This is a genomic window from Legionella sp. MW5194 (assembly GCF_016864235.1).
Lineage (GTDB): Bacteria > Pseudomonadota > Gammaproteobacteria > Legionellales > Legionellaceae > Legionella_C.
This window is the reverse complement of record NZ_CP045732.1, coordinates 2,238,365-2,259,065: the sequence shown is the minus strand read 5'-3', so window position 1 is coordinate 2,259,065 and position 20,701 is coordinate 2,238,365. Positions and strand designations below refer to the sequence as shown.

The following is a 20,701-nucleotide window of genomic DNA, read 5'->3' as shown; positions in this document are numbered from 1 at the left end:
TTAAGCGTCCACCAGGGTATTGCCTGCCAGTTTCACGAGAAGTCCTGAAATTTCGTGAATGCGCTCTTCAGGGTGGGCGGCATCCAGGGTGAATTTCAGTTTGGTTGGGCCATCCAACTGATAACGTCTGGCCTGCAATTGAATAAGGCTGATTAAGGCGGCAGGATCGATCCGGGGTTCATCCCCAAATTCGATTTTCCCCTGTTGCTGAGCGGCATTGATTTTGGTGATGCCTAATCTCTCTGCCAGTAATTTCAACTCGGTAATCAACAACAATTGTTTGACCGGTTGCGGCAGCAAGCCAAAGCGATCAATCATTTCCACCTGCAATTCCCGCAATTGAGTCTTGTTTTTGGCATTAGCTACGCGCTTGTACATAATGAGTCGGGTATGGATGTCGGCAATGTAGTCTTCGGGGATAATGGCGCTTAAGCGCAAATCGATTTCAGGTCCCTGATGGATAGGGGCGGCCAATTCCGGGGTTTTCCCTGCCTTTAGATCGTTCACGGCTTTATCGAGCATTTCCATGTACAGGTTAAATCCAATGGCCTGCATGTTGCCGCTTTGATCCTCTCCCAGCAATTCGCCGGCGCCACGGATTTCCAGATCATGAGTGGCCAAGGTGAAGCCGGCGCCTAAATCTTCAAGGGAAACAATGGCCTCCAGTCGTTTCACTGCATCCGGTGTGAGGGCCTTTTCATTGGGTGTCAACAGGTAGGCGTAGGCTTGATGATGCGAACGGCCGACCCGGCCGCGTAGCTGATGCAGTTGGGCCAAACCGAATTTGTCAGCGCGATCAATGATGATGGTATTAGCGGTTGGAATATCAATCCCGGTTTCAATGATGGTCGTGCAGACTAGGACATTGAAGCGATGATGGTAAAAATCAGACATGATTTTTTCCAGTTCCCGTTCACGCATTTGTCCGTGGGCACTGCGTATCTTGGCCTCGGGAACCAGGGTCTGCAATTCCTGGCCAATGCGGTCTATGGTTTGAATATTATTGTGTAAAAAATAAACCTGACCGCCGCGGAGAATTTCACGAAGCAAGGCTTCACGCAGCAGGGCATCGCTTTTTTCCTGCCAGAAGGTTTTAATGGCCAGCCGTTTGGCGGGTGGGGTGGCAATCAGCGAAATATCACGGATGCCCGCCATGGCCATGTTCAATGTTCGCGGGATAGGGGTTGCAGTCATGGACAGGATGTCGATGTGGGTACGTAAGGATTTGATGTGTTCTTTTTGTTTAACCCCAAAACGATGTTCTTCATCGATTATGAGCAAGCCTAAATTTTTAAACGCAATGTCTTTTGAGAACAGTTTATGGGTGCCGATGACAATATCGACTTTACCGTTTGTTAGGGATTCCATGACCTTTTCGGATTCTTTGGCACTGCGAAAACGCGACAACAGCTCAATATTGATTGGAAATTCGGCAAAACGGTCGCGAAATGTTTCGAAATGCTGGCCTGCAAGCAGGGTAGTCGGCACCAGAACGCACACTTGCTTGCCATTTTGAACCGCCACAAAAGCCGCCCGCATGGCCACCTCGGTTTTGCCAAACCCCACATCGCCGCAGATCAGGCGATCCATCGGGCGTGAGGATTGCATATCGCCAATAATTTCTTCAATGGCACGGAGTTGATCCGCCGTTTCAGTAAAAGGAAAACCGCTGGCAAACCGTTGGTAATCGGCCTGGCTGAACTGGTAGCGAAAACCGGGTTTGGCTTCGCGTTTGGCATATATTTCCAGCAATTCAATGGCCACATCATGAATTTTATCGGCGGCTTTTTTCTTTTCTTTTTGCCAGACATCGCTGCCCAGTTTATGCAGGGGGGCATGCTCGCTGTCCTGGCCGGTGTAGCGGCTGATGTAGTGCAGTGACGTGACCGGCACGTAAATTTTATCATCGCCTGCGTAGGACAACACTAAAAATTCATTGATGGTGCCGTTACTTTCCAGTGTTTTTAAACCCTGGTAGCGGCCAACACCAAACTGCAGGTGAACCACTGGCGCATCAAGGCGAAGTTCCGCCAGATCGCGAATAATCAAATCGGGATCCAGGGCTTTCTGGCCGCTTCTGCGCTGCGGGACGGCCTGTTCGCCAAACAATTGTGCCTCTACAATGACCGCGAGCTTTTGTTGCGGTAATTCCATGCCATGGATGAGTGGGCCGGTGGTGATATTAATCAGGCTGCCGCTGTCCTTTAAAAAGGCCTGCCAGGAAGGTTGAATTTTGGCGTTAAGCCCGCTTTCTTTCATTAAATCCAGCAGCACTTCGCGGCGGCCGGCGCTTTCGACCACAATTAAATGCCGCCGCTCAGGCGACTTCATGTAATCCACGAGCCTGTTCAGCGGCACCGGATTTTGCCGCTCAATCGGCAAGGCAGGCGCTTTGTCGACTGGGAAGTTAAAAGCCCCTTTTTTATCGCTGGGTTGATGGTAGGCGCGTAATTTTTGAAATTGATTGGCGAGAGTCAGTAATTCCGTGGGCCGGACGAAACATTGCTCAGGGCTTAAAATGGGGCGAGTGACATCGTAATTGCGTTGCTCATAACGTTGACACAGTTCCTGCCAGAACTGATCTGCCCGCTCAGGAATGTCTTCCAGCAGCAACACCGAGGCATCGATGGGCAGGTAATCAAACAGGGTTACGGTTTTATCAAAAAACAAAGGAAGATAATACTCAATTCCCGAAGGGGCCTGGCCGTCGCTCACGGCTTCATACACCGGGCATAAACTTGGATTACCGGTGAACCGCTCTCTGAAGGCCCGGCGAAAATGGGTAATGCTCTGTTCATTTAAAGGAAATTCGCGCGCCGGCAAAATGTGAATGTCGTTGATTTTACTGATGGTGCGCTGGGTTTCAGTATCAAACAATCGTAGACTGTCTATCTCATCATCAAACAATTCAATACGAAAGGGCTGACTGCTGCCCATGGGATAAACATCAATAATCGACCCTCGTAGTGCGTATTCGCCATGTTCAAGCACTTTATTGACGCAATGATAACCGGCCTGTTGCAATTGTTGCCGGAATTGGTCGGTATTTAACGTTTGTCCTGTGCTCAGAACAAAAGCATGCTGGTGCAGAAATTGCGGGGGGCACAGACGGTGCATCAGGGTATTGACCGACGTGATGATTGACGCGTGAGTCGCATTGCCAATGCGGCTTAGGGTCAGCAGGCGTTCGGAAATGATGTCCTGATGAGGGGAAAATTGATCATAGGGCAGGGTTTCCCAATCCGGAAAAATCAACAACTCCGGCGGATTGTCGGTGTCCTGATAAAAAAACTGCAATTCTGCCAGAAGCTGGGCGGCCGTGAGGTTGTCCGGGGTGATGAGGAGTTGAATGCCTTTCTGCTGCTGGCAATACTCCGCTACGGCCAGAGGCAGACTGCAACCGTAGAGTTGCCCCCAGGTTTGTTGTTTTTCCTGGGCAGGGAATTGAAGAACAGACATCGCCATGACGTTAAAACAATAAATGATTAGATCGGCAAGTATACTACAAAAAAGGAAGCCAAAGCAGCGTTATTAAACAGCTTTGGCCAGTAGGTATTTATTCAGGCACGCAGCTTGGATTGCAATTGTTGGGGTTGATGCTGTTTGCGTCGCAGGCGGATTTCGCCAGATTATTGGCTTGTTCCTGGGTAGGGGCATAATAAGACCAGTGATCGCCTTTTAAATTACTGACAACACAATGCCAGCGTCCGCCGGCTACGCCATTGTCGGTGCAGCTCGGATTGCAATTATTCGGGTTGATGCTGTTGGCATCGCAGACATTTTTAGCCATGGCCTGCGCACCTTCCTGAGTGGGCGCCGAAAAGGACCAGTGCTCGCCACGCTGGTTGGCGACAAAACAAGTCCAGTTGGCAAACGCGGCGGCGGAAATCATTGAACAGGCTGCAAATAAAGCAAGGGGTTTTATTTTCATAACGTGTTCCTTGTAGTGAATAAAGTGCAATTGACCTGTTCCAGTATAGCGGGCTTATGGAAAATATCCATGCCCCGTGGTGTATACTGAAGTAAGGCGTGGATTGATAATGGATCAAGTAAACCGCATGATTAATAAGAGGATTCTATTAAACTGCTTCATGATTATCGTACTGCTCCTGCAGGGTGCAATCAATCTTGGCGGTTATTATCAAATTCAGCAATTGCTGGACACCAACAAAGCGGTTCTGCATACCCATAAAGTAACTTACCTGGCCAGCGAGCTGTGGAACCGAATTCTTGAATGCAAAACGATCTTCGCGGCTATATCATTACCGCCAATCTCAATAGTCTTGCTTCGTTTGAACGAAACATTCAAACCGCACGTAATCAGATTAAACGATTGAAGTCGCTGGTTCACGATAACCCGCATCAAATCAAACGTCTGGATGAGTTATCAGGACTGCTGGAGGAGCGGGTGATTTTCTATCGACAGGTTCTCGCAGCATACACGTTAAAGGGCGAAGAAGCGGCGGAACAATTAATTGCCAGTGACAAGGGGGCTTCACTATCCAAGCAGATCAGGCGTCTTGCCATTAATATTCAAAACGAAGAGTTCATTTTGCTCGACCTGCGCAACCAGGCTTTGACGGAGAATTCCGCCTTCACTAAAAAATTCCTCTTGTTTACCTTAATCAGCACGTCCTTAGTCATTGGGCTTTTTTTAGTCATATTTAACCTGCAATACAGCAAGGCCGTGTTGATTAACCGGCGGCGCAAGCAGGCTGAAAATCAGTTAAAAGGGATCATTGACGCCACGACCGATGGCATCGCTGCCATTGACAATCGGTTTAACCTGATCATTTTTAACGAAGCATTTGGTGACTGTTTCAGCAATTTGTTTGGCAAGGCGGTGGAATACGGTTTTAATTTAGAAAACACATTGGCGGATTCACCGGAAGGGCAGATCTTTCTGAAAAACCTCGAGGATGCCCTGGCCAGTCCGCGTGCTGAAATTATCCGTAAAATTGGCGCGAGCGGCTTGACTCCCCGGATTTATGAAATCACTTACAGTACGACGCGGGATTCAAGCGGCAAAGCCTCAGGGGTGGCTCTGGTGTCACGCGACGTCACGGACCGCTTTGAAATGGAAAAGGCGATGAAGAAAACCAATCTGCAACTTACCCACTCGATGGCTGAAATCAAGCAGAATAATCGATCGATTTCCTATTTAAACCTGTTAAGCAGTACGCTGCATTCCTGCCTTTCCATTGAAGAAACATTCAGCCCCATTCGCATTTATGCTGAAAAAATTCTGCCGTTTACAGCCGGGCGTTTGTACCTTTCTCATCCTTCGCGCAATTACCTGGACCTTGCCCTCGAATGGGGCGAATTGCATGTGCACGAGGAGGATGTGATTGCCCCGGAAGGCTGTTGGGCTTTACGCCGAGGACAGCTGCACCGTTTTCACAGCCGCACCGACAGCGTCATTTGCGAGCATCTGCGTACCGCGCGCTTTATCCCCTCCTACCTTTGTGTGCCGTTGCAGGCACAAAATGACAATGTCGGCTTGATTTATCTTGAATTGAAACACAGCGAAGGCATGAATGAGGATAATTTTCATCATCTGGTGGAAGAGCACGAATCCCTCATTATTAATTTCTCGGAAGCCATTGCCTCGTCATTAGCCAATATCAAATTACGCGATACCTTAAGGCTTCGTTCCATCCGCGATCCATTGACGGGATTGTATAATCGTTCTTACCTCGAGGAATCCTTTACACGGGAAATTGAACGGGCAAAACGACATGCCAATCAGCTGGCGGTCATCATGATGGATCTCGATCATTTCAAAAAAATCAATGATGGCTATGGCCATGATGCAGGCGATGTGGTGCTGGTGGAAGTCACGCGCTTCCTGTTGCAGCAAATCAGACAGACAGACATTGCCTGCCGTTACGGCGGTGAGGAATTTTTATTGCTCCTGGTGGATATCGCCAGCCAGCAGGAAGTGCTTGACCGCGTGGAACGATTCCGCCAACTCATCAGCGACATGCCGTTTAATGTCAATGGCAAAGCCCTGAAAGTGACTGCGTCCTTTGGTGTGGCCTTTATGTTTGAGCATGACGAAAGTCAGGCGCAGCTCATTGAAGCGGCGGACAAGGCGCTTTATCGCTCCAAAAAAAATGGCCGCAATCAAATCACCGTGGCAAAAGGAACCAGCATGCACGATCAGCCTCAGCAGGTAAAACACGCCCAAAAATAAAGCGCGCATACGCTATACTTAATAGAGTTTCCGCAGGAGTTCAATTATGCATTCCCCCACCGTGGAAGACCGAATCATCCATCTACTCAAACACTCCGGGGCTGGTTTTAAACTGGCAAATGATGAGAATGGTACCTTTTTAAAATCGAAATTATTTGCGGACGAAGACGCCGCCAGAGAGATTCTGGCGGAAATCAACAGTAAAATGCAATTGACGTTCATTGATGTCGAAGTCGACCCGGGTGGGAGCGGCTGGTACATCACCTACAATGCGAGTCCCGTGGTTAAAAACCATTTCGCCAGCGAAGAAATTGCTGAAGAAAGGCAGCCTAAACTTTAAATGCAATAACGGCCTAACCTACCAGCATGGTTAAGATCGATGGCAGAAAAAAACCTGTCGCAAGCCCTGCGACAAGTCCAAACAAATGCCCCTCCCAGGATACGCCTTTTTTACTCGGGAAAATACCAAAGAAAATACCGGCAAAATAATACACTGAGAGAATGCCCAGTATCAGCGTGGTTAAAGTCCCATGCTGCACGATATCACTGACCAGCAAGGCCCAGTAGCCTGTGATCAGCGAACTGGCCCCGACATGAAGACCAGGTTTGGCAAAACACCAGATTAAAAGTCCGCTGATGAGCATGATAAGAAGGCTTACCAGAATAAAATAAGTTAAGCCATTGATTAAAATAAAATTACTCAATACCAAAAGCGGGATGGAGTTAAAAAACAAATGATTAAAATTGGCATGTAGAAAGGGGCAGAAAAAAATACCGGGTAAACCGGAGAGATGCCGGGGCAGAATGCCCAATAAAAGCAGGCGTTTACCCAGGAGCTCGTTGACTACAAAAACCAGCCAGGGAATAGCAACAATAACGCTTAATGTTTTTAAATTCGCTTGAGTCTGGCTAATGATAAGATTCAAGCTCTGCGTCAGTTCATCAAGCATTTAGACGGTTTCTCCCTGTTGCAGCCGTTTTGGGAGCCGCAGGCACGGCCGTGATCAGACGGTAGGGAACAAAAAGCAACGGATCAACCAGCGTCTGATTGACAATCATCGACCAGTGAAGGTGCGGGCCGGTCGCACGACCGGTGCTGCCCACTGTTCCGATGCCATCACCCTGATTGAGCCATTGACCTTCCTTTACGGCAATAGCCTTTAAGTGGGCATAGAGAGAATAAACCCCCATTCCGTGATCGACGATGACCGTGTTGCCAGTAAAAAAATAGTCTTTAACCGCAACGACTTTTCCCCTGGCAGACGCGATAATCGGGGCATTTTCCGGTGCGGCAATATCAAGCCCGGAATGCGGTGCCTGGGGACTTTTGTTATAAACCCGCTTGAGTCCAAACAAACTGCTGACGGGTCCGTGAACCGGCGCTTTAAACCCCTGTGAAAAAGGATTGGCTGCAGTAAAGCCTGCAAAGAGCGCTGTCATTTCCTGTGCTTCCTTCGTGATTCGGGCCCTGTCTTCCTCGTAGGGATCGACTTTGCGGGGATCGGTGATTTTCAGTTGTTGGGTCGCATAGAATTTCTGGCTAACCTGAAAGGGGATGGTTGAGTGTACGGGATGCGTCATGGCGAGATTTTCCACGGCCCTGGTAGTGTCCAGTGGGATGCCGACAATGAGCAGCCACTGATTGGCATTGGGGCTTGGCAATACTGGAATTCGTTTATCGTGGTAATAGACTTGCGGCTGCTGGTTGATGTCGATGGGGATGATGGTCAACCCGCCATTGACTGAATGGTTTTCAGGCAGGTACGCTGCCTCGGCAAACAGCCGGCCTGAGATCATGGCAATGGCCACAATACGGGAAAGAAACCGCATTGTCCTTCTCCTTATTCGATGCGTTGAGTGACCTGGCAAATTAAGTGTCCCTGCGACAGCCTGAGCGTCAATTCATCGCCAGAAGAAACATCCCCGGAGCTAAAGACGACCCGGCCCTGATAAGTCGCAATGGCATATCCCCGCTCCAGTGTGGCTAAGGGGCTGACGGCATTTAATGTGCTCATTTGCAGGGAGAGTGTTTGCCGCATGGCGGCCAGGCGATGGGCCATTGCTTGAAACAAACGTTGTTCCAGTTGGCGGCGCGCATTCAAGGCCTGACGGACTCCCGTTTGCGGATTTTGGCCTTTAAGCGTTAAAAGGGCAACCTGAAGACGGTTTTTTAAGGCATAGAGGCTTCGTTGTCCATACAGTTGCAATCGTTGCTGCAGGTGATCCAGAGTCTGCCAGTAACGGTAAATCAATTGCTCAGGCGAGCTCAATGCAGCCAGGCGGTGACCGAGTTGCATCTGGTGATGCTGAATGAGCCTGTCTAAAGTCATGACCATACGGGTTGCGGCAAGACCAATGAATTTGAGCAGATCCTGCTGATTGGGCGTGACACTTTCCGCCGCGGCCGTGGGTGTGGCTGCCCGCAGGTCCGCGACAAAATCAGCAATGGTAAAATCCGTTTCATGGCCAATGCCTGAGACAATGGGGATGGTGCTCTCATGGATGGCAATGGCCAGTTTTTCATCATTAAACGCCCACAAATCCTCAATGCTGCCGCCTCCGCGTGCCAGGATCATCACCTGGCTTTGACCATCGGCATTGGCTTTTTTTACGGCATTAATCAACTGGGCGGCAGCGCCTTTTCCCTGCACCTCGCAGCAGTACACCAGCACCCGGGCAATGGGGTAGCGCCTCGCTAATGTCGCGAGAATGTCATGCAGGGCCGCGCCGCTGGCTGAGGTTACAACGGCAATGGTTTGCGGAAAGGCTGGAATGGCTTTTTTACGGGCCGGATCAAACAGGCCCTGCTGCTGTAATCGGGTTTTCAGCAACTCAAATTGCCGGTAGAGTTCGCCTAACCCATGATCCGTCAATTCCTGAACGATAAGCTGATAGTCGCCGCGGGCTTCATACAGGCTTAGTTTGCCCCGGGCAATGACCTGCTGGCCGTCGCGGAACTGGCGGGCATCGGGCGTGTGGTGATTGCGAAAGAAGACGCACCGTAATTGGGCCGCGGCATCTTTCAGGGTAAAGTAGTAATGCCCGGACGCGGGTTTGCTGAGGTTCGACAGCTCGCCCACCACCGACACCTCGCCGATGTCAGACTCAAGCCAGGAACGGATTTGGCGATTAAGCTGGCTGACGGTTATAGTTGACAAGATTAGACTCAAACGTGATGAATTTATTGCAAAACAGCTTACCAAAAAGTGAGAAAATAGAAAAATGGTTGATGTTATTTAATCTTTGTTTTACTGTAAGAAAATCATTATTCCAGGGATTATAGGATGTTCAATAAGTACACCATAGCACTCCTTGCACTGGTTACTGCTCTTCCAGCCAACGCACAGACGCTCGCCGAAGCGGTGCAGCACAGCATGATTTCAAATCCCGATGTTCTTTTTAATACTGCCAAAGGCTTGTCGGCGCGTCAGGGTATTGATAAGGCAAGGGGCGCTTATTACCCCAGTGTCGATGTGACAGCGGGTTATGGACGTGAACAAAGCTTAAACCCGACGACAACGGCCATTGACGGCCCGGGCAGACGTACGCTGACCCGGCAGGAGTCCTTAGTGGAGTTACGCCAAAGTCTGTATGCAGGCGGCGGCATTGTCAATGAGCTTAAGCGTAATGAACACCTCTATGAGGCACAGAAATTAAAAACCCAGGGCATCGCCGAGGATTTGGCGCTGGATGTCGTGAACCGCTACCTCCTCGTTCTGCTGCATGAAAAGCTTTACGCCTATGCTAAAACCAATCTTCGCACTCACCGTTCAGTTTTCAGACTGATAAGTGATCGCAAGGAAGCCGGCCTTACCCGTGAAGCGGAAGTGGATCAGGCGGTTGCACGCCTGGCTTTGGCTGAAGCCAATTTAATCAGTGCCGAAGCCAACCTCCGGGAAGTGAGAATTAACTTCGCCAAAGTGGTGGGCAGCTGGCCCATGAACCTGCAGTGGCCGCGAATCCCTAAAAACAGTGAATTACCGAGGACATTGACTCAGGCAATTGAAAAAGGGCTTGATCATCATCCCACGGTCAAATCAACCTATGCCGACATTAAAGAAGCCAAATCACAATACCAGGTGGCAAGAGCCGCTTACGTCCCCCACTTCGATCTGGTGCTTAGCGCCTCCAAAAACCGAAATCTTGACGGATTGATTGGGCCTAATGATGATAAACTCGCCATGGTGCGTATGAATTACAATGTGTTCCGTGGCGGCTCGGATGTGGCCAACGTGAAGTTGACCGCCTATCAGGTTCAGGAAGCTTATGAAGTAAAAAATCGATCGCTCGTGGATTTGCGCGAATCCATTCGTTTGTCGTGGAATGCCTGGGTTGCTGCCGGTCACCGCTTAAAACCACTGCGCCGTCATGTGCTTTCCTCGCAACGAACCCGGGGGGCTTATCAGGAACAATTTAAAGTAGGTAAACGGACTTTGCTGGATCTGCTTGACTCCCAGAATGAATATTATGAAGCCCAGATTCAATACGCCCGTGGTCAAAACGATGAAATTTACTCCCGTTACCGTATTTTAAACGGCATGGGACGATTACTGCCTTATCTGCATATGCGTTTGCCGGAAAACGTGGTCAACAATGATGTCTTCAGTTCCGCGCAAACCCATATCCTGCTGGATAAAAACATGGATGGGGTACCTTATCCAGACGATACGGATCGCCCGCTGGCTCTGGCGCATCCTGTTAAAAACATGGAAACCACGCCATTAACCAAAGCCATCGTCATGAAAAATACCGAAGTGCCAACCCCGCCTTCGCCCATGGTCTGGTATGTATCGGCTGGCTTCTTTAAGAATAAAGCCAATGCGGTCGCTCTGGTGAATCGCTTAAATGGCCTTGGCTTTACAGCATTCTCACGCACTGTGAACGGGGGAGAATGTGTGTATATCGGCCCGTATGAATATCGAGGCCACGCGGCAAACGGGATGGAAAGGCTGAAGGAAATTGCCCATGTACAGGGAGTGCTGGTTACGTTTAAAAAGAATACTCAGCACGCTTAGGGATATTATTCCTATCGCTTTGCTCCTCTTATGGCCTCTGTCTGCTGCCGTTATGGCCGGCAGCGACAGCCTTCGCCTGGCTTTAACGGAGAACCATCCAGACACAAGCCATGACTCGGCCGCGGTTTTGCGGTTTAAAACCTGGAAAAAATTGCTTCTCACTCATCAAAACAGTACGACGCTGGACAAACTCAAGGCCACCAATGATTTTTTTAACCAGTTTCATTTTGAAAAAGATTCCGGTTATCAGGGTGTCACCGATTACTGGAAAACTCCCGAAGAGTTCATTGCCGATGGCAGCGGGGATTGTGAAGATTTTTCCATCGCGAAATATTTTACGCTGTTGGCCCTTGATTTACCCCTTAACACCCTGCGCATCACCTACGTGAAATCAGTGACGCTTAATCAGGCTCACATGGTACTGGCCTACTACCCAACGCCGCAATCCGAGCCGCTGGTGCTTGATAATCTCGTTTCCGACATCCTGCCGGCATCCAAACGACCGGATCTCATCCCTATTTACAGTTTCAACGGCAAGGGCTTATGGCTCGCCAAGCAGCGCGGCCAGGATAAACCGCTGGGAAATGCTTCGCAATTGAGCAAATGGCGGCAGGTAATACAACGCATGAAAAAAGGTGATGCTCCATGACATTAACCAAAAAAATGGCTTTGGGTGTTTTAGGGTTACTCCTGGTTATTTTTATCGGGACGTTCTTAATCACATTCAATAATGAAAGGAATTTCTTTATTCAGCAAATGAACAGCAATGCGCAGGACACCGCCACGTCACTCGGCCTGTCCCTGTCGCATGGACTTTACACCCGGGACAAGGCGTCGGTGCTGTCCATGGTTGAGGCGGTGTTTGATCGGGGTTATTTTGCCATGATTGAAGTCCGCAACATCCGCGGTGAATTGCTGGTGGCCCGTTATGCGCCAAAACGCAAGCGCTTGGCGCCAGACTGGTTCCATGAATTAATACAGTGGCCGTCCACGGTGCAATCCGCCACCGTCATGCATGGCTGGAATCAGGTCGGTGAAGTCTTGGTCAGCAGTGATACAGGGTATGCGGTGGATGCGCTGTGGTTAAATACCATGGATTTATCCATCTGGTACGGCGTTTTCATGGCCCTGTCACTCCTGATTGTCTACTGGTTTATCCGCTGGCTGCTCAGACCCTTAAAGCGTTTAACCCGTCAGGCAGAAGCGATAGGGGAGAAAGAGTTCCCGATAGAAACCGCCATTCCCAGGACTAAGGAATTAAAAAAGGTGACTCTCGCCATGAATCAGATGGTGACGCGCATTAAGAAAATTTTTAATGACCAATTGCAGCAGATGGAAACGCTGCGGCACCAGTCGTTTCAGGATTCATTGACGGGTCTCGGTAACCGCCGCTATTTCCTGCAGCAGCTCTCGGCACTGCTCAATCACGACGAAGAATTTGCCCCGGGCTTTGTGATTCTGGTGGTTATCGATGGGTTGGATAAATTGAATCATGATGCCGGCTATCAGCAGGGGGATAATGTTGTCAAACAAGTGGCTAAAGCCTGCCGGGGATTCTGGAAAGAGTCCGCGTCAACCCTCATTGCCCGTATCGGCGGGAGCAGTTTTGCTATTCTGGTCAAAGAAAATGACGCGGCGCATTTTGTCAGCCAGTGCGACAGTTTCAATCAATCGCTGCAAAAACTGTTAACACCGGAATTCGGTTGCCGTCTGGTGATGGCGGCGACATCCTACCAATTGCATCAGACGCCGCGTACGCTGCTTTCGGAAGTGGACAGCGTGTTAATGACCGCCAGAGAAGCGGTGGATGGGCTGGCTTACAGCGACAATTTACCGGCTCATAACCCGGCCAATATCGCCAGAGGCGATCTGTTGCAGGCGATAAGCAACCGCCAGCTGGTGCTTTTTGGACAGGCAGTCACCAATGGCGAAAGGATGCTGCATCAGGAAATTTTTGTGCGCATGGCCTTAGACGAGGATTTAATCAGTGCCGGCTATTTCATGCCCTTAGCCATTCGCAATGGACTGGCGTCCGAGATTGATCGCTTTGTATTGGAGGAGGTGATCAATAAAGGCCTGCTCAATACCAACGACATTGCATTGAATATCACCGAAACCACGGTCGTGGATGAGGAACTGCGCAAGCAATACCTGAAACAGTTAGCGCAGATTCCACCGCATCTGCTTGAGAAATTGAACATTGAATTCAACGAACTGATTGTGCTTAATCATTTTAGTCAGGTCATGGTGCTGGTCAAAAACCTGCAGAAACTGGGTGTGCAAATCGGGGTGGATCAGGTGGGGATTCATTTTTCACCCATGCACTACCTGAATCAATTGCCGTTGAATTACCTTAAATTGCATGGCAGCCTCATCCAGGATATTCAGGAAAACCAGAACAAGCAGTTTTTTATTCATTATTTCAATGAAATGGCCAACACCCTGGATATCCGGGTGGTCGCGACTCAAATCGAGTCAGACAAGCAATGGCTGACGCTAAAAAGCCTGAATCTGCATTGGGGACAAGGCCAGTATTTAGGCTCAGTTCATCCGATGACCAGTAAAAAAGCAGAACATGATTAATAAATGATCAAACGGCCTGCGTATAGACTATAGTAATAAAGTAACTGCTGCTTTTTAAGGTTTATCACCCATGGCTGTACAGACTGCATCCGGAGTGGTTCAGGGACTCGAAGGCATTCTGATTAAAAATTCTGGTAATGGACACAATGAAATGGTCAGGCTGGGTACTCCGCTTCATGACGGAGATACCTTGGTTCTTCTAAGCGGTAACGCCTACATTCATCTGCTGACGGAGGATTTCCCCACCGCTTTGTCGCTGAATCAGCCGCTGCACATTGACGGCATTTCCCCTTTGCTCAAACCGTCAACCCCCGAATCCTTAATTGGCGATATCATTGATGAAGCATTGGCGAAGGGAATTGATCCGACCTTTATCCTGGAGGCATTGGCAGAAACCGCTGCGGGACAGGAACTTCTCGGTGAAGGGGGAAATTTCTTTATTCTTGATCCCATGTACGGTTTAGGCGCCGTGACTGCCGGCTACCCCACCATTGGCGTCAGCTTTGACAGCCAGGGCAGGGAAGATTACGTCACCCTGTTTGATGCCGACAGTTTATTAAGCGAGGTGGGGGTCCCTGGATTACCGCCGGGCGGTGAATTACCGCCTCCTTTCGAAGTCGATGCCAATCCGGTGGTCGTTGATGAAACGGCTGGCTTACAGACGGTTGTGCAAGGCTGGCAGTCCAATACGCCAAGCAGCGCGATAAGTGAGGTGCGTCTGGATGCCGCAGATGGCCATTCAGCCATCTGGAATGCGCAAACCAATACCCTGACTGCCGCAGACGGCACCTGGGCCATCATCGTACATCCTCCGGCTGGGGGGGTGGGTATTACACTTGAGTTCAAGCAGCTTACGCCGGTACAACATGGCAACCCCAATGATGCCAATGATTTTATTACCGTTCCGATCATCATGACGGCTACCCGTGAAGGGGATGGTGCCCGCGCCAGTTGCGATTTCACGGTCACCATTTTTGATGATGGTCCGCGGATTGTGGGCAGCGGCGAACAGGAAATCGTAAGGCTCACTGTCGATGAAAGCTTTATCCCGACGCAGGGCGCGGTGGATACGGCCGATTTTGCTTTCGCGTTTGCCAATCATTTTGATTTTGGCATGGACAATACCGCCGCTCATCCTGGCCGTGTTGTTTATTCACTGGGCCTTGACAGCAACCAGACAGGTTCAGGCCTGCACACCATTGACCCGACCGCAGCAACGGGAAAAGGCATGGAGATTCAACTGGTGGATGATCAAGGGATTATTCGCGGCATGGCCAATGGACTGGAATATTTTACCATCAGCGTTGATGCCGCCACAGGCGTTGTGACATTCACACAACAATTATCCGTCTGGCATGGGGATGCGTCCGATGCCGATGACCTATCCAGTTTAATCACGCAGCATGTGAATGATTTATTTATCAGAGCGACGGCCATTGATGGCGATGGCGATTCAGTCAGCGACATCATCGGCCTTGGTAACGGTATTTTTTCCATCCATGACGATGGTCCTGCCATTACCATTGATCCCGTGCTGGAAGCGCCGCGATTGAATGTGGACGAAACCCAGCTTGCAGCATCCGCCTCGGCTTCTGCGGATTACAGTCCGATTTTCGATATTCATCCAGGCGAGGATGGCTTGGGCCAGGTTAATTATTCGCTGGATGTCAATGCTGCTGCCGGCACAGGCTCCGGACTGTATTCGGTGGATTCGTCGCAACCGGATGGCAGGGGCGAAGAAATTCGTCTGGAACAGCTTAATGCCAATACCGTGGAAGGCAAGATCAATGATGTCGTTTATTTCACCATTGCCATCGACAGTCAGAGCGGCGTGGTCACGTTTACGCAGCACATCAATGTCTGGCATGCGGATACCCACAATCCCGATGATGTGTCCACCCTTCATGCTGCCATGGGTAGTCTGGCTGTGGTGGCTACCGTTACCGATGCCGATGGCGATCAGGCGCAAAACAGCGTGGATGTCAGCCAGGGATTTTTTGCCATTGATGACGATGGCCCTCGCCTGACCCAGCAGACGGACACTGCCCAGGTGGTTAATGAAGATGCCTTGCCCGATGGCAATGCTGATCCGGTGCAAACCCATACAATAAGCGGCTCTCTGGAGACTCTTGTGGATTTTGGCGCTGATCAGTCGAGCGGGTTTGAGTTGATAACGGATGCTGCCGCGGTGCTTGAGGCAATGGGATTAACTTCCCAGGGTGAGCCGCTCAGTTATGTGTCTCTGCAGAATGGGACGGCAGCAAGCATAGTGGCGCAGGATCAGGGCGGTGCGGTTATTTTTGATTTTACCTTAGACCAGTCGACAGGCAGCTACACGTTTACTCTGTTTGGACCGCTTGATCATCCCTCTCCACCAGTCGCCACCGATGATGACACCCAATCCTTGGCCATTAACTTAGGCGCGGTGATCAACGCCGTGGACGGCGATGGCGACACCGTGTCTCTGGATGGCCGTTTCGGTGTCAATGTGCAGGACGATTTGCCCATTGCCGTCAATGACTGCGCGCCGGTCACGGAGCCGGTTGCCAATTTAAACATTTACTACGTCATCGATGTTTCAGGCAGTATGGGCGATCGCATCATCACCGATGAGGGGCCAACAACCCGATTGGCCCTGGCCCGGGAAGCCTTGATTAATTTGACAAATCAGTACGCGGATTACAACGGCGCAGTCATTATAACCATCGTGCCCTTCGCCTCAGGTAATGCTAACTCAGGCGCATTTGCCACTGAAAAATTTGATATTTTAAACGGTGAACTCAACGAGGCACTGGACTTTATCAGTGGTCTTGAAGTCAGTGAAGATCCCATACCGGGATCAGGAACGGAATACAATGACGCGCTGAATATCACCCGTGGCCTGCTGGAATCCGACATTGCGGTGACCTCCCCCATCGCCGATTACCAGCATGTGGTGTATTTTCTCTCTGACGGTGTTCCGAATCCCGTCACTGCCGGCGCGCCCGCAACTTGGCAGACCTTTGTCGACAGCAACGACATCAACGTCATTCCGGTTGGTATTGGACAGTTTAATCCAGAGCCTCTCGCGGCCGTGGGTAACAGCGGCGATGAGATTATTCAGGTGCTTGACCCGACTGATCTGGATGCGACACTGCAGCAGCAATTAAACAATGCCGTCAGCGGCAATGTGTTGCAAAACGATGCCTTTGGCGGCGATGGGCCGCATGATCATCGCATTGTATCCATTACGCTCGACAATCACACCTATCATTTCGATGATCCCGGTGTGGTCAATAATGAGTTGACGGTGTTTGACGCCTTGGGCGGGGAATTAACCTTTAATTTTGCCACAGGCGACTACACCTACATTGCCGCCAACGTGAATCAGGATGAACAAATCCAGATAGGTTATACCATTCAGGATGCCGATGGCGACCAGGACAATGCCTTGTTAACCATTAAAATTGACAATGTCGAGCCGCCTGAAATTACTCTGCTGACCAAAACCATTGAGTTTACCCGCACGGAACAGAGTCAACAGCCTTACGGTGATGCCGAAGTGGCAGAGTATTTATTACTGCAGGCTTTAGGGCGTGAAGGGCAGGTGGTCAGCGTACCGGTCAACGGTGTGGATTTAACCAATACGTTCATTGAAATACCCACCCCGGTGCAGGTCAAATTCATTTCCGAAGGGGCAGGCCATCAGAACATGGTGGGGTATTACCTCTACGACGCTGCCGGAAACATCATCGCCAATTCCGCGGGCCTCATCTGGCTTGATGCCTCTGCTGTGGTGACTTCCGGGGTTGGCGGTACGAATTTAAATGAAAATACCGTCAATGCTTTTGGCTTAAACCAATCCGACACGTTCAATATCCCGACTATCCCAGCCGGACAGGGCATTGGGTTTTTCCTCATTGAAGACGGGGCTGATCTGGATAGAAACGGCGTGAACAATGTCAATGCCGTGACCATTAAAAATTTAGTGACAAGCCAGGGCATCACGTCGATTGACAATTTGAACAACCTCGTTTCCATAGACAATGGGCGGGTGAAAGTGGGCAATACGGAACTCATTGGTAATGTCTATTTCAGTCACGACAAGAGCTTAAATACCGATGCTGCGTCATTTCCTGCAGGGCATGCCTTAAGCGGTGTGACCTTTGATCAGCAGGATCCGGCGCTTCTGGCCTACAGCGGTTTGCTCATTGTCGGTTTTGAAGATTTACAAAATGGCGGTGACAGGGATTACAACGACATCATTTTCAGTGTCGATCTGGGAGCCAATATCCAAAACCTGACCACCGGCAGTGCCGCAATTGTGGAGTCAGTCAGCGATCCGGATAGTCCATTTTTAACCAAGGCCGTGGTCAGCAGCAGCGATTTTATTGCCGGCGACGCCATTAATCTCATCTCTACCACAGACGTTGTTTTTGACATGGGGCTGGGGCAAGTCACCATTAACTATGGCGGCGAGAATTACGTGCTGCAATTTCAGGATTTTGGCACGGGGAATAATTATGCCTTCGTGTTTACTGCCTTAAATCCGAGCCAACTCGTCCCGGTTGGCGCGTATGAGCTCATGCTCAAAACCTTAACTTTCACGCCAGTCGCCAGTGAAGCCAGCGAAGGGGTAGTCAGGCATGTGCAGGTGTCAGTGACCGATGACACCGGACTGGTCGATACCTCGGTCACGCAATTCGGCGTGCAGATCAATGATACGCTGCCTATCAATCTCATTGATTTTAACGCCCAGGGCCATTTTGATTTTGGTGCCGGCAATGACGTGGTATTGATTCCAGACAACATGGATGGTTTGGGCAAGGTCAATGGCAATCACGGCATAGACACGGTGCAGTTGAACCAGAACGGCATGAATCTAACCGCTCAGGAAATCACGGCCCATTTTGATTCAGGCTGGGAAAAGGTGGATATGACCGGTCAAGGTCAAAATACCTTAAGTTTAACGCTCGATTCGGTGTTGGCGCTGTCGTCTGGCAGTGAACTCAATCTGGAATTGAATAATGGCACTCAGGTTTCTGTGCTGCAAATCAAGGCCGATGGCGGGGCGGCGGCGGATACCATCAACCTGCACAGTGCGGATGTTGAGGATGTCTCCAATTTACTGACCGCACCTGCACCCGGGGAACAGTTATTCAAACTCACCAATGCAGCGGCTACGCAGGAAGCCTACGTTCACATTGTCAGCCCAACGCAGGAATTGCCGCAAGTGAATGTGACAGAGGGGGGATAATCGTGCGTGACCGTGCGTAAGGCTAAGGAATGGCAAAATGCCAGTTCATGGCTTTGGACAAGCCTTCCAGCATGATTTCCCCACGAATGCTGTTGCCTTTTGGATTGACGCGGGGACTTAAAACGGCAATGCCCGCTTTTCCAGGCACGGTAGCAATGGTGTAACCGGAAACGCCGCTTTTCGCCGGCATGCCGGTGCGGACCATGTGTGTGCCGGTTTCATCGTAAAGGCCGCAGGTTGCCATAATGGCTAAGGTGATTTTACAGGTTTCCAGGGAAATGATTTGCTCGCCTGTTTCTGGATTTCGGCCCCCATTAGCCAGTACCGTGGGTAAAAACAGCATTTGTTCAAGCATCGCTTCATAAGAACACAAGGCGAAATACAAATCGAGGGTTTCAATCACGTCAGTCCCTAGATTGTTGCGGCTTTTTAAGAGATACGCCAGTGAGCGATTGCGATTGCCGGTGCGTTTTTCCGAGGCAAAGACCAAAGCGTTCATGGTTAATCGTTGATTAAAGAGTTTTTGTATCCAGTGTTCAAGCCAGGCAAACTGTTGTTCGCCCGTACCAGGAATACGCGAACACAAGGTAATGGCGCCGGCATTGAGCATAGGGTTTGAAGGTTTTGGGCCAAATTGCTCAAGGCGGGTAATGGAAGCGAAATCATCGCCTGAGGGTTCGACTTTCACCCATTCAAACACTTGTTCAAAACCAAACTCTTCCAGAAGACCGATTAAAGGCACCATTTTGCCCGTACTTTGCAGGGTCACCGGGTGCAACGGTTGATTGCTGTAAGACAGCGGGCTTTCTCCCAGCGGATGCACGGCAATCGCTGTCAAATCCTGGTTCACATTGGCAAGCTCGGGAATGTAATCCGCTGTTTTTCCTTCCTGATTCAATTCCGCCTGATGAACCAGTTCTTCCAAGACCTTGATATTAATCAATTTTGTTGACATAAGACCCTTGAGATCGAAAATCAGCCATTATGCTAAATTTAGCACAGTAAAACAAATTAATTTTCATCTCGTTTGTTCTTTTGTCATAGGGGTGGTGAAGCCGTCAGAGGGCCAGTAATGTGCTATTATTAAACTTGTTGAGGAGAAAATAATCATAAAAACGGTTTAAAGTAATAGCATTAAATAAGGTATGGGATGCTAAAAACAAAACCCGGTTTACTACGAGGTCGATCATGTGGCTGGCCGAAATTAAAAAAAGAAAAAGGCTATACACTGTTTGAGCTGATGCTGGCTGCCGGCATTGTCGGTGTTCTTTCTGTTATCTTTATTCCGGGTTACTTCCGTTATGTGACGCGGGTCAACATGACTACAGCCACAGCCGACATCAAAACGGTTGAAATGGCGATCGAAAAATACTACGGTGAAAACAACCAATACCCCCCTGATCTTGCCACGCTTGGCATCAGCATGAGAGACCCCTGGGGAAACCCTTATCGTTATTTGAACATTTTAAACGGCGGTCCTGCAGCAAAAGGGATGGCCAGAAAAGATAAAAATCTTGTTCCGATTAATTCGGACTATGATTTATACAGTAGCGGTGAGGATGGCGCTTCGGTCTCTCCCTTGACGGCTAAAGCCAGTCAGGATGATGTGGTGCGGGCGAACAACGGAGCCTACATTGGTCCTGCCGCTGATTATTAAGCAAGGATTAGTCT

At 49.8% G+C, this 20,701-nt stretch carries 13 protein-coding genes; 7 read left to right on the top strand and 6 right to left on the bottom strand.

Annotation, left to right across the window (positions count from 1 at the left end; all coding sequences use genetic code 11):
- Nucleotides 1–3,465, bottom strand: coding sequence for a transcription-repair coupling factor (gene mfd, locus GH742_RS10445; RefSeq protein ID WP_203454908.1), 3,465 nt, complete (start codon nucleotides 3,463–3,465; stop codon nucleotides 1–3).
- A gap of 91 nt (nucleotides 3,466–3,556) precedes the next feature.
- Nucleotides 3,557–3,931 carry a hypothetical protein gene (locus tag GH742_RS10440; RefSeq protein ID WP_203454907.1) on the bottom strand — a complete coding sequence of 125 codons (375 nt, stop codon included), beginning with the start codon at nucleotides 3,929–3,931 and terminating at the stop codon, nucleotides 3,557–3,559.
- A 303-nt stretch (nucleotides 3,932–4,234) separates the two neighbouring features.
- Between GH742_RS10440 and GH742_RS10435 the strand changes: the two genes are divergently transcribed.
- Nucleotides 4,235–6,196, top strand: coding sequence for a diguanylate cyclase (locus GH742_RS10435; protein ID WP_203454906.1), 1,962 nt, complete (start codon nucleotides 4,235–4,237; stop codon nucleotides 6,194–6,196).
- 46 nt (nucleotides 6,197–6,242) lie between these two features.
- Nucleotides 6,243–6,536, top strand: a complete 294-nt coding sequence (locus GH742_RS10430) for a hypothetical protein (RefSeq protein ID WP_203454905.1) — start codon at nucleotides 6,243–6,245, stop codon at nucleotides 6,534–6,536.
- A 13-nt stretch (nucleotides 6,537–6,549) separates the two neighbouring features.
- On the opposite strand, the gene GH742_RS10425 is transcribed toward GH742_RS10430, so the two are convergent.
- Genes GH742_RS10425 through xseA form a run of 3 tightly spaced genes read right to left on the bottom strand, consistent with a single transcriptional unit; the run spans nucleotide 6,550 to nucleotide 9,366 of the window.
- Nucleotides 6,550–7,146: a rhomboid family intramembrane serine protease gene (locus tag GH742_RS10425; RefSeq protein ID WP_203454904.1), complete on the bottom strand. Its 597-nt coding sequence runs from the start codon at nucleotides 7,144–7,146 to the stop codon at nucleotides 6,550–6,552.
- Entirely contained in the window at nucleotides 7,139–8,026 is an 888-nt protein-coding gene (locus tag GH742_RS10420; protein ID WP_203454903.1) for a M23 family metallopeptidase, read from the bottom strand. The genes GH742_RS10425 and GH742_RS10420 overlap by 8 nt, the downstream gene beginning before the upstream one ends.
- An 11-nt stretch (nucleotides 8,027–8,037) precedes the next feature.
- Nucleotides 8,038–9,366, bottom strand: coding sequence for an exodeoxyribonuclease VII large subunit (gene xseA / locus GH742_RS10415; protein WP_203454902.1), 1,329 nt, complete (start codon nucleotides 9,364–9,366; stop codon nucleotides 8,038–8,040).
- Nucleotides 9,367–9,480: 114 nt separating this feature from the next.
- On the opposite strand from xseA, the gene GH742_RS10410 reads away from it, so the two are divergent.
- From GH742_RS10410 to GH742_RS10395, 4 genes are all read left to right on the top strand, one after another.
- Entirely contained in the window at nucleotides 9,481–11,211 is a 1,731-nt protein-coding gene (locus GH742_RS10410) for a TolC family outer membrane protein (RefSeq protein ID WP_203454901.1), read from the top strand.
- On the top strand, nucleotides 11,162–11,860 hold the full coding sequence (locus GH742_RS10405) for a transglutaminase-like cysteine peptidase (protein ID WP_203454900.1): 699 nt from the start codon (nucleotides 11,162–11,164) through the stop codon (nucleotides 11,858–11,860). Before GH742_RS10410 ends, GH742_RS10405 begins: the two co-directional genes overlap by 50 nt.
- Nucleotides 11,857–13,794 (top strand): EAL domain-containing protein, encoded by a 1,938-nt coding sequence (locus GH742_RS10400; RefSeq protein ID WP_203454899.1) that lies wholly within the window; start codon nucleotides 11,857–11,859, stop codon nucleotides 13,792–13,794. The genes GH742_RS10405 and GH742_RS10400 overlap by 4 nt, the downstream gene beginning before the upstream one ends.
- A gap of 70 nt (nucleotides 13,795–13,864) precedes the next feature.
- Nucleotides 13,865–19,030 (top strand): DUF5801 repeats-in-toxin domain-containing protein, encoded by a 5,166-nt coding sequence (locus GH742_RS10395; protein ID WP_203454898.1) that lies wholly within the window; start codon nucleotides 13,865–13,867, stop codon nucleotides 19,028–19,030.
- Between the two features lie 22 nt (nucleotides 19,031–19,052).
- Here the strand turns inward: GH742_RS10395 and glsA are convergent, their stop codons facing one another.
- Complete coding sequence (gene glsA, locus GH742_RS10390; protein ID WP_203454897.1) at nucleotides 19,053–19,985, bottom strand: glutaminase A; 933 nt, start codon at nucleotides 19,983–19,985, stop codon at nucleotides 19,053–19,055.
- Between the two features lie 195 nt (nucleotides 19,986–20,180).
- On the opposite strand from glsA, the gene GH742_RS10385 reads away from it, so the two are divergent.
- A complete protein-coding gene (locus GH742_RS10385) occupies nucleotides 20,181–20,687 on the top strand; it encodes a prepilin-type N-terminal cleavage/methylation domain-containing protein (protein WP_203454896.1) in 507 nt (168 codons plus the stop codon).
- Nucleotides 20,688–20,701: the final 14 nt, after the last annotated feature.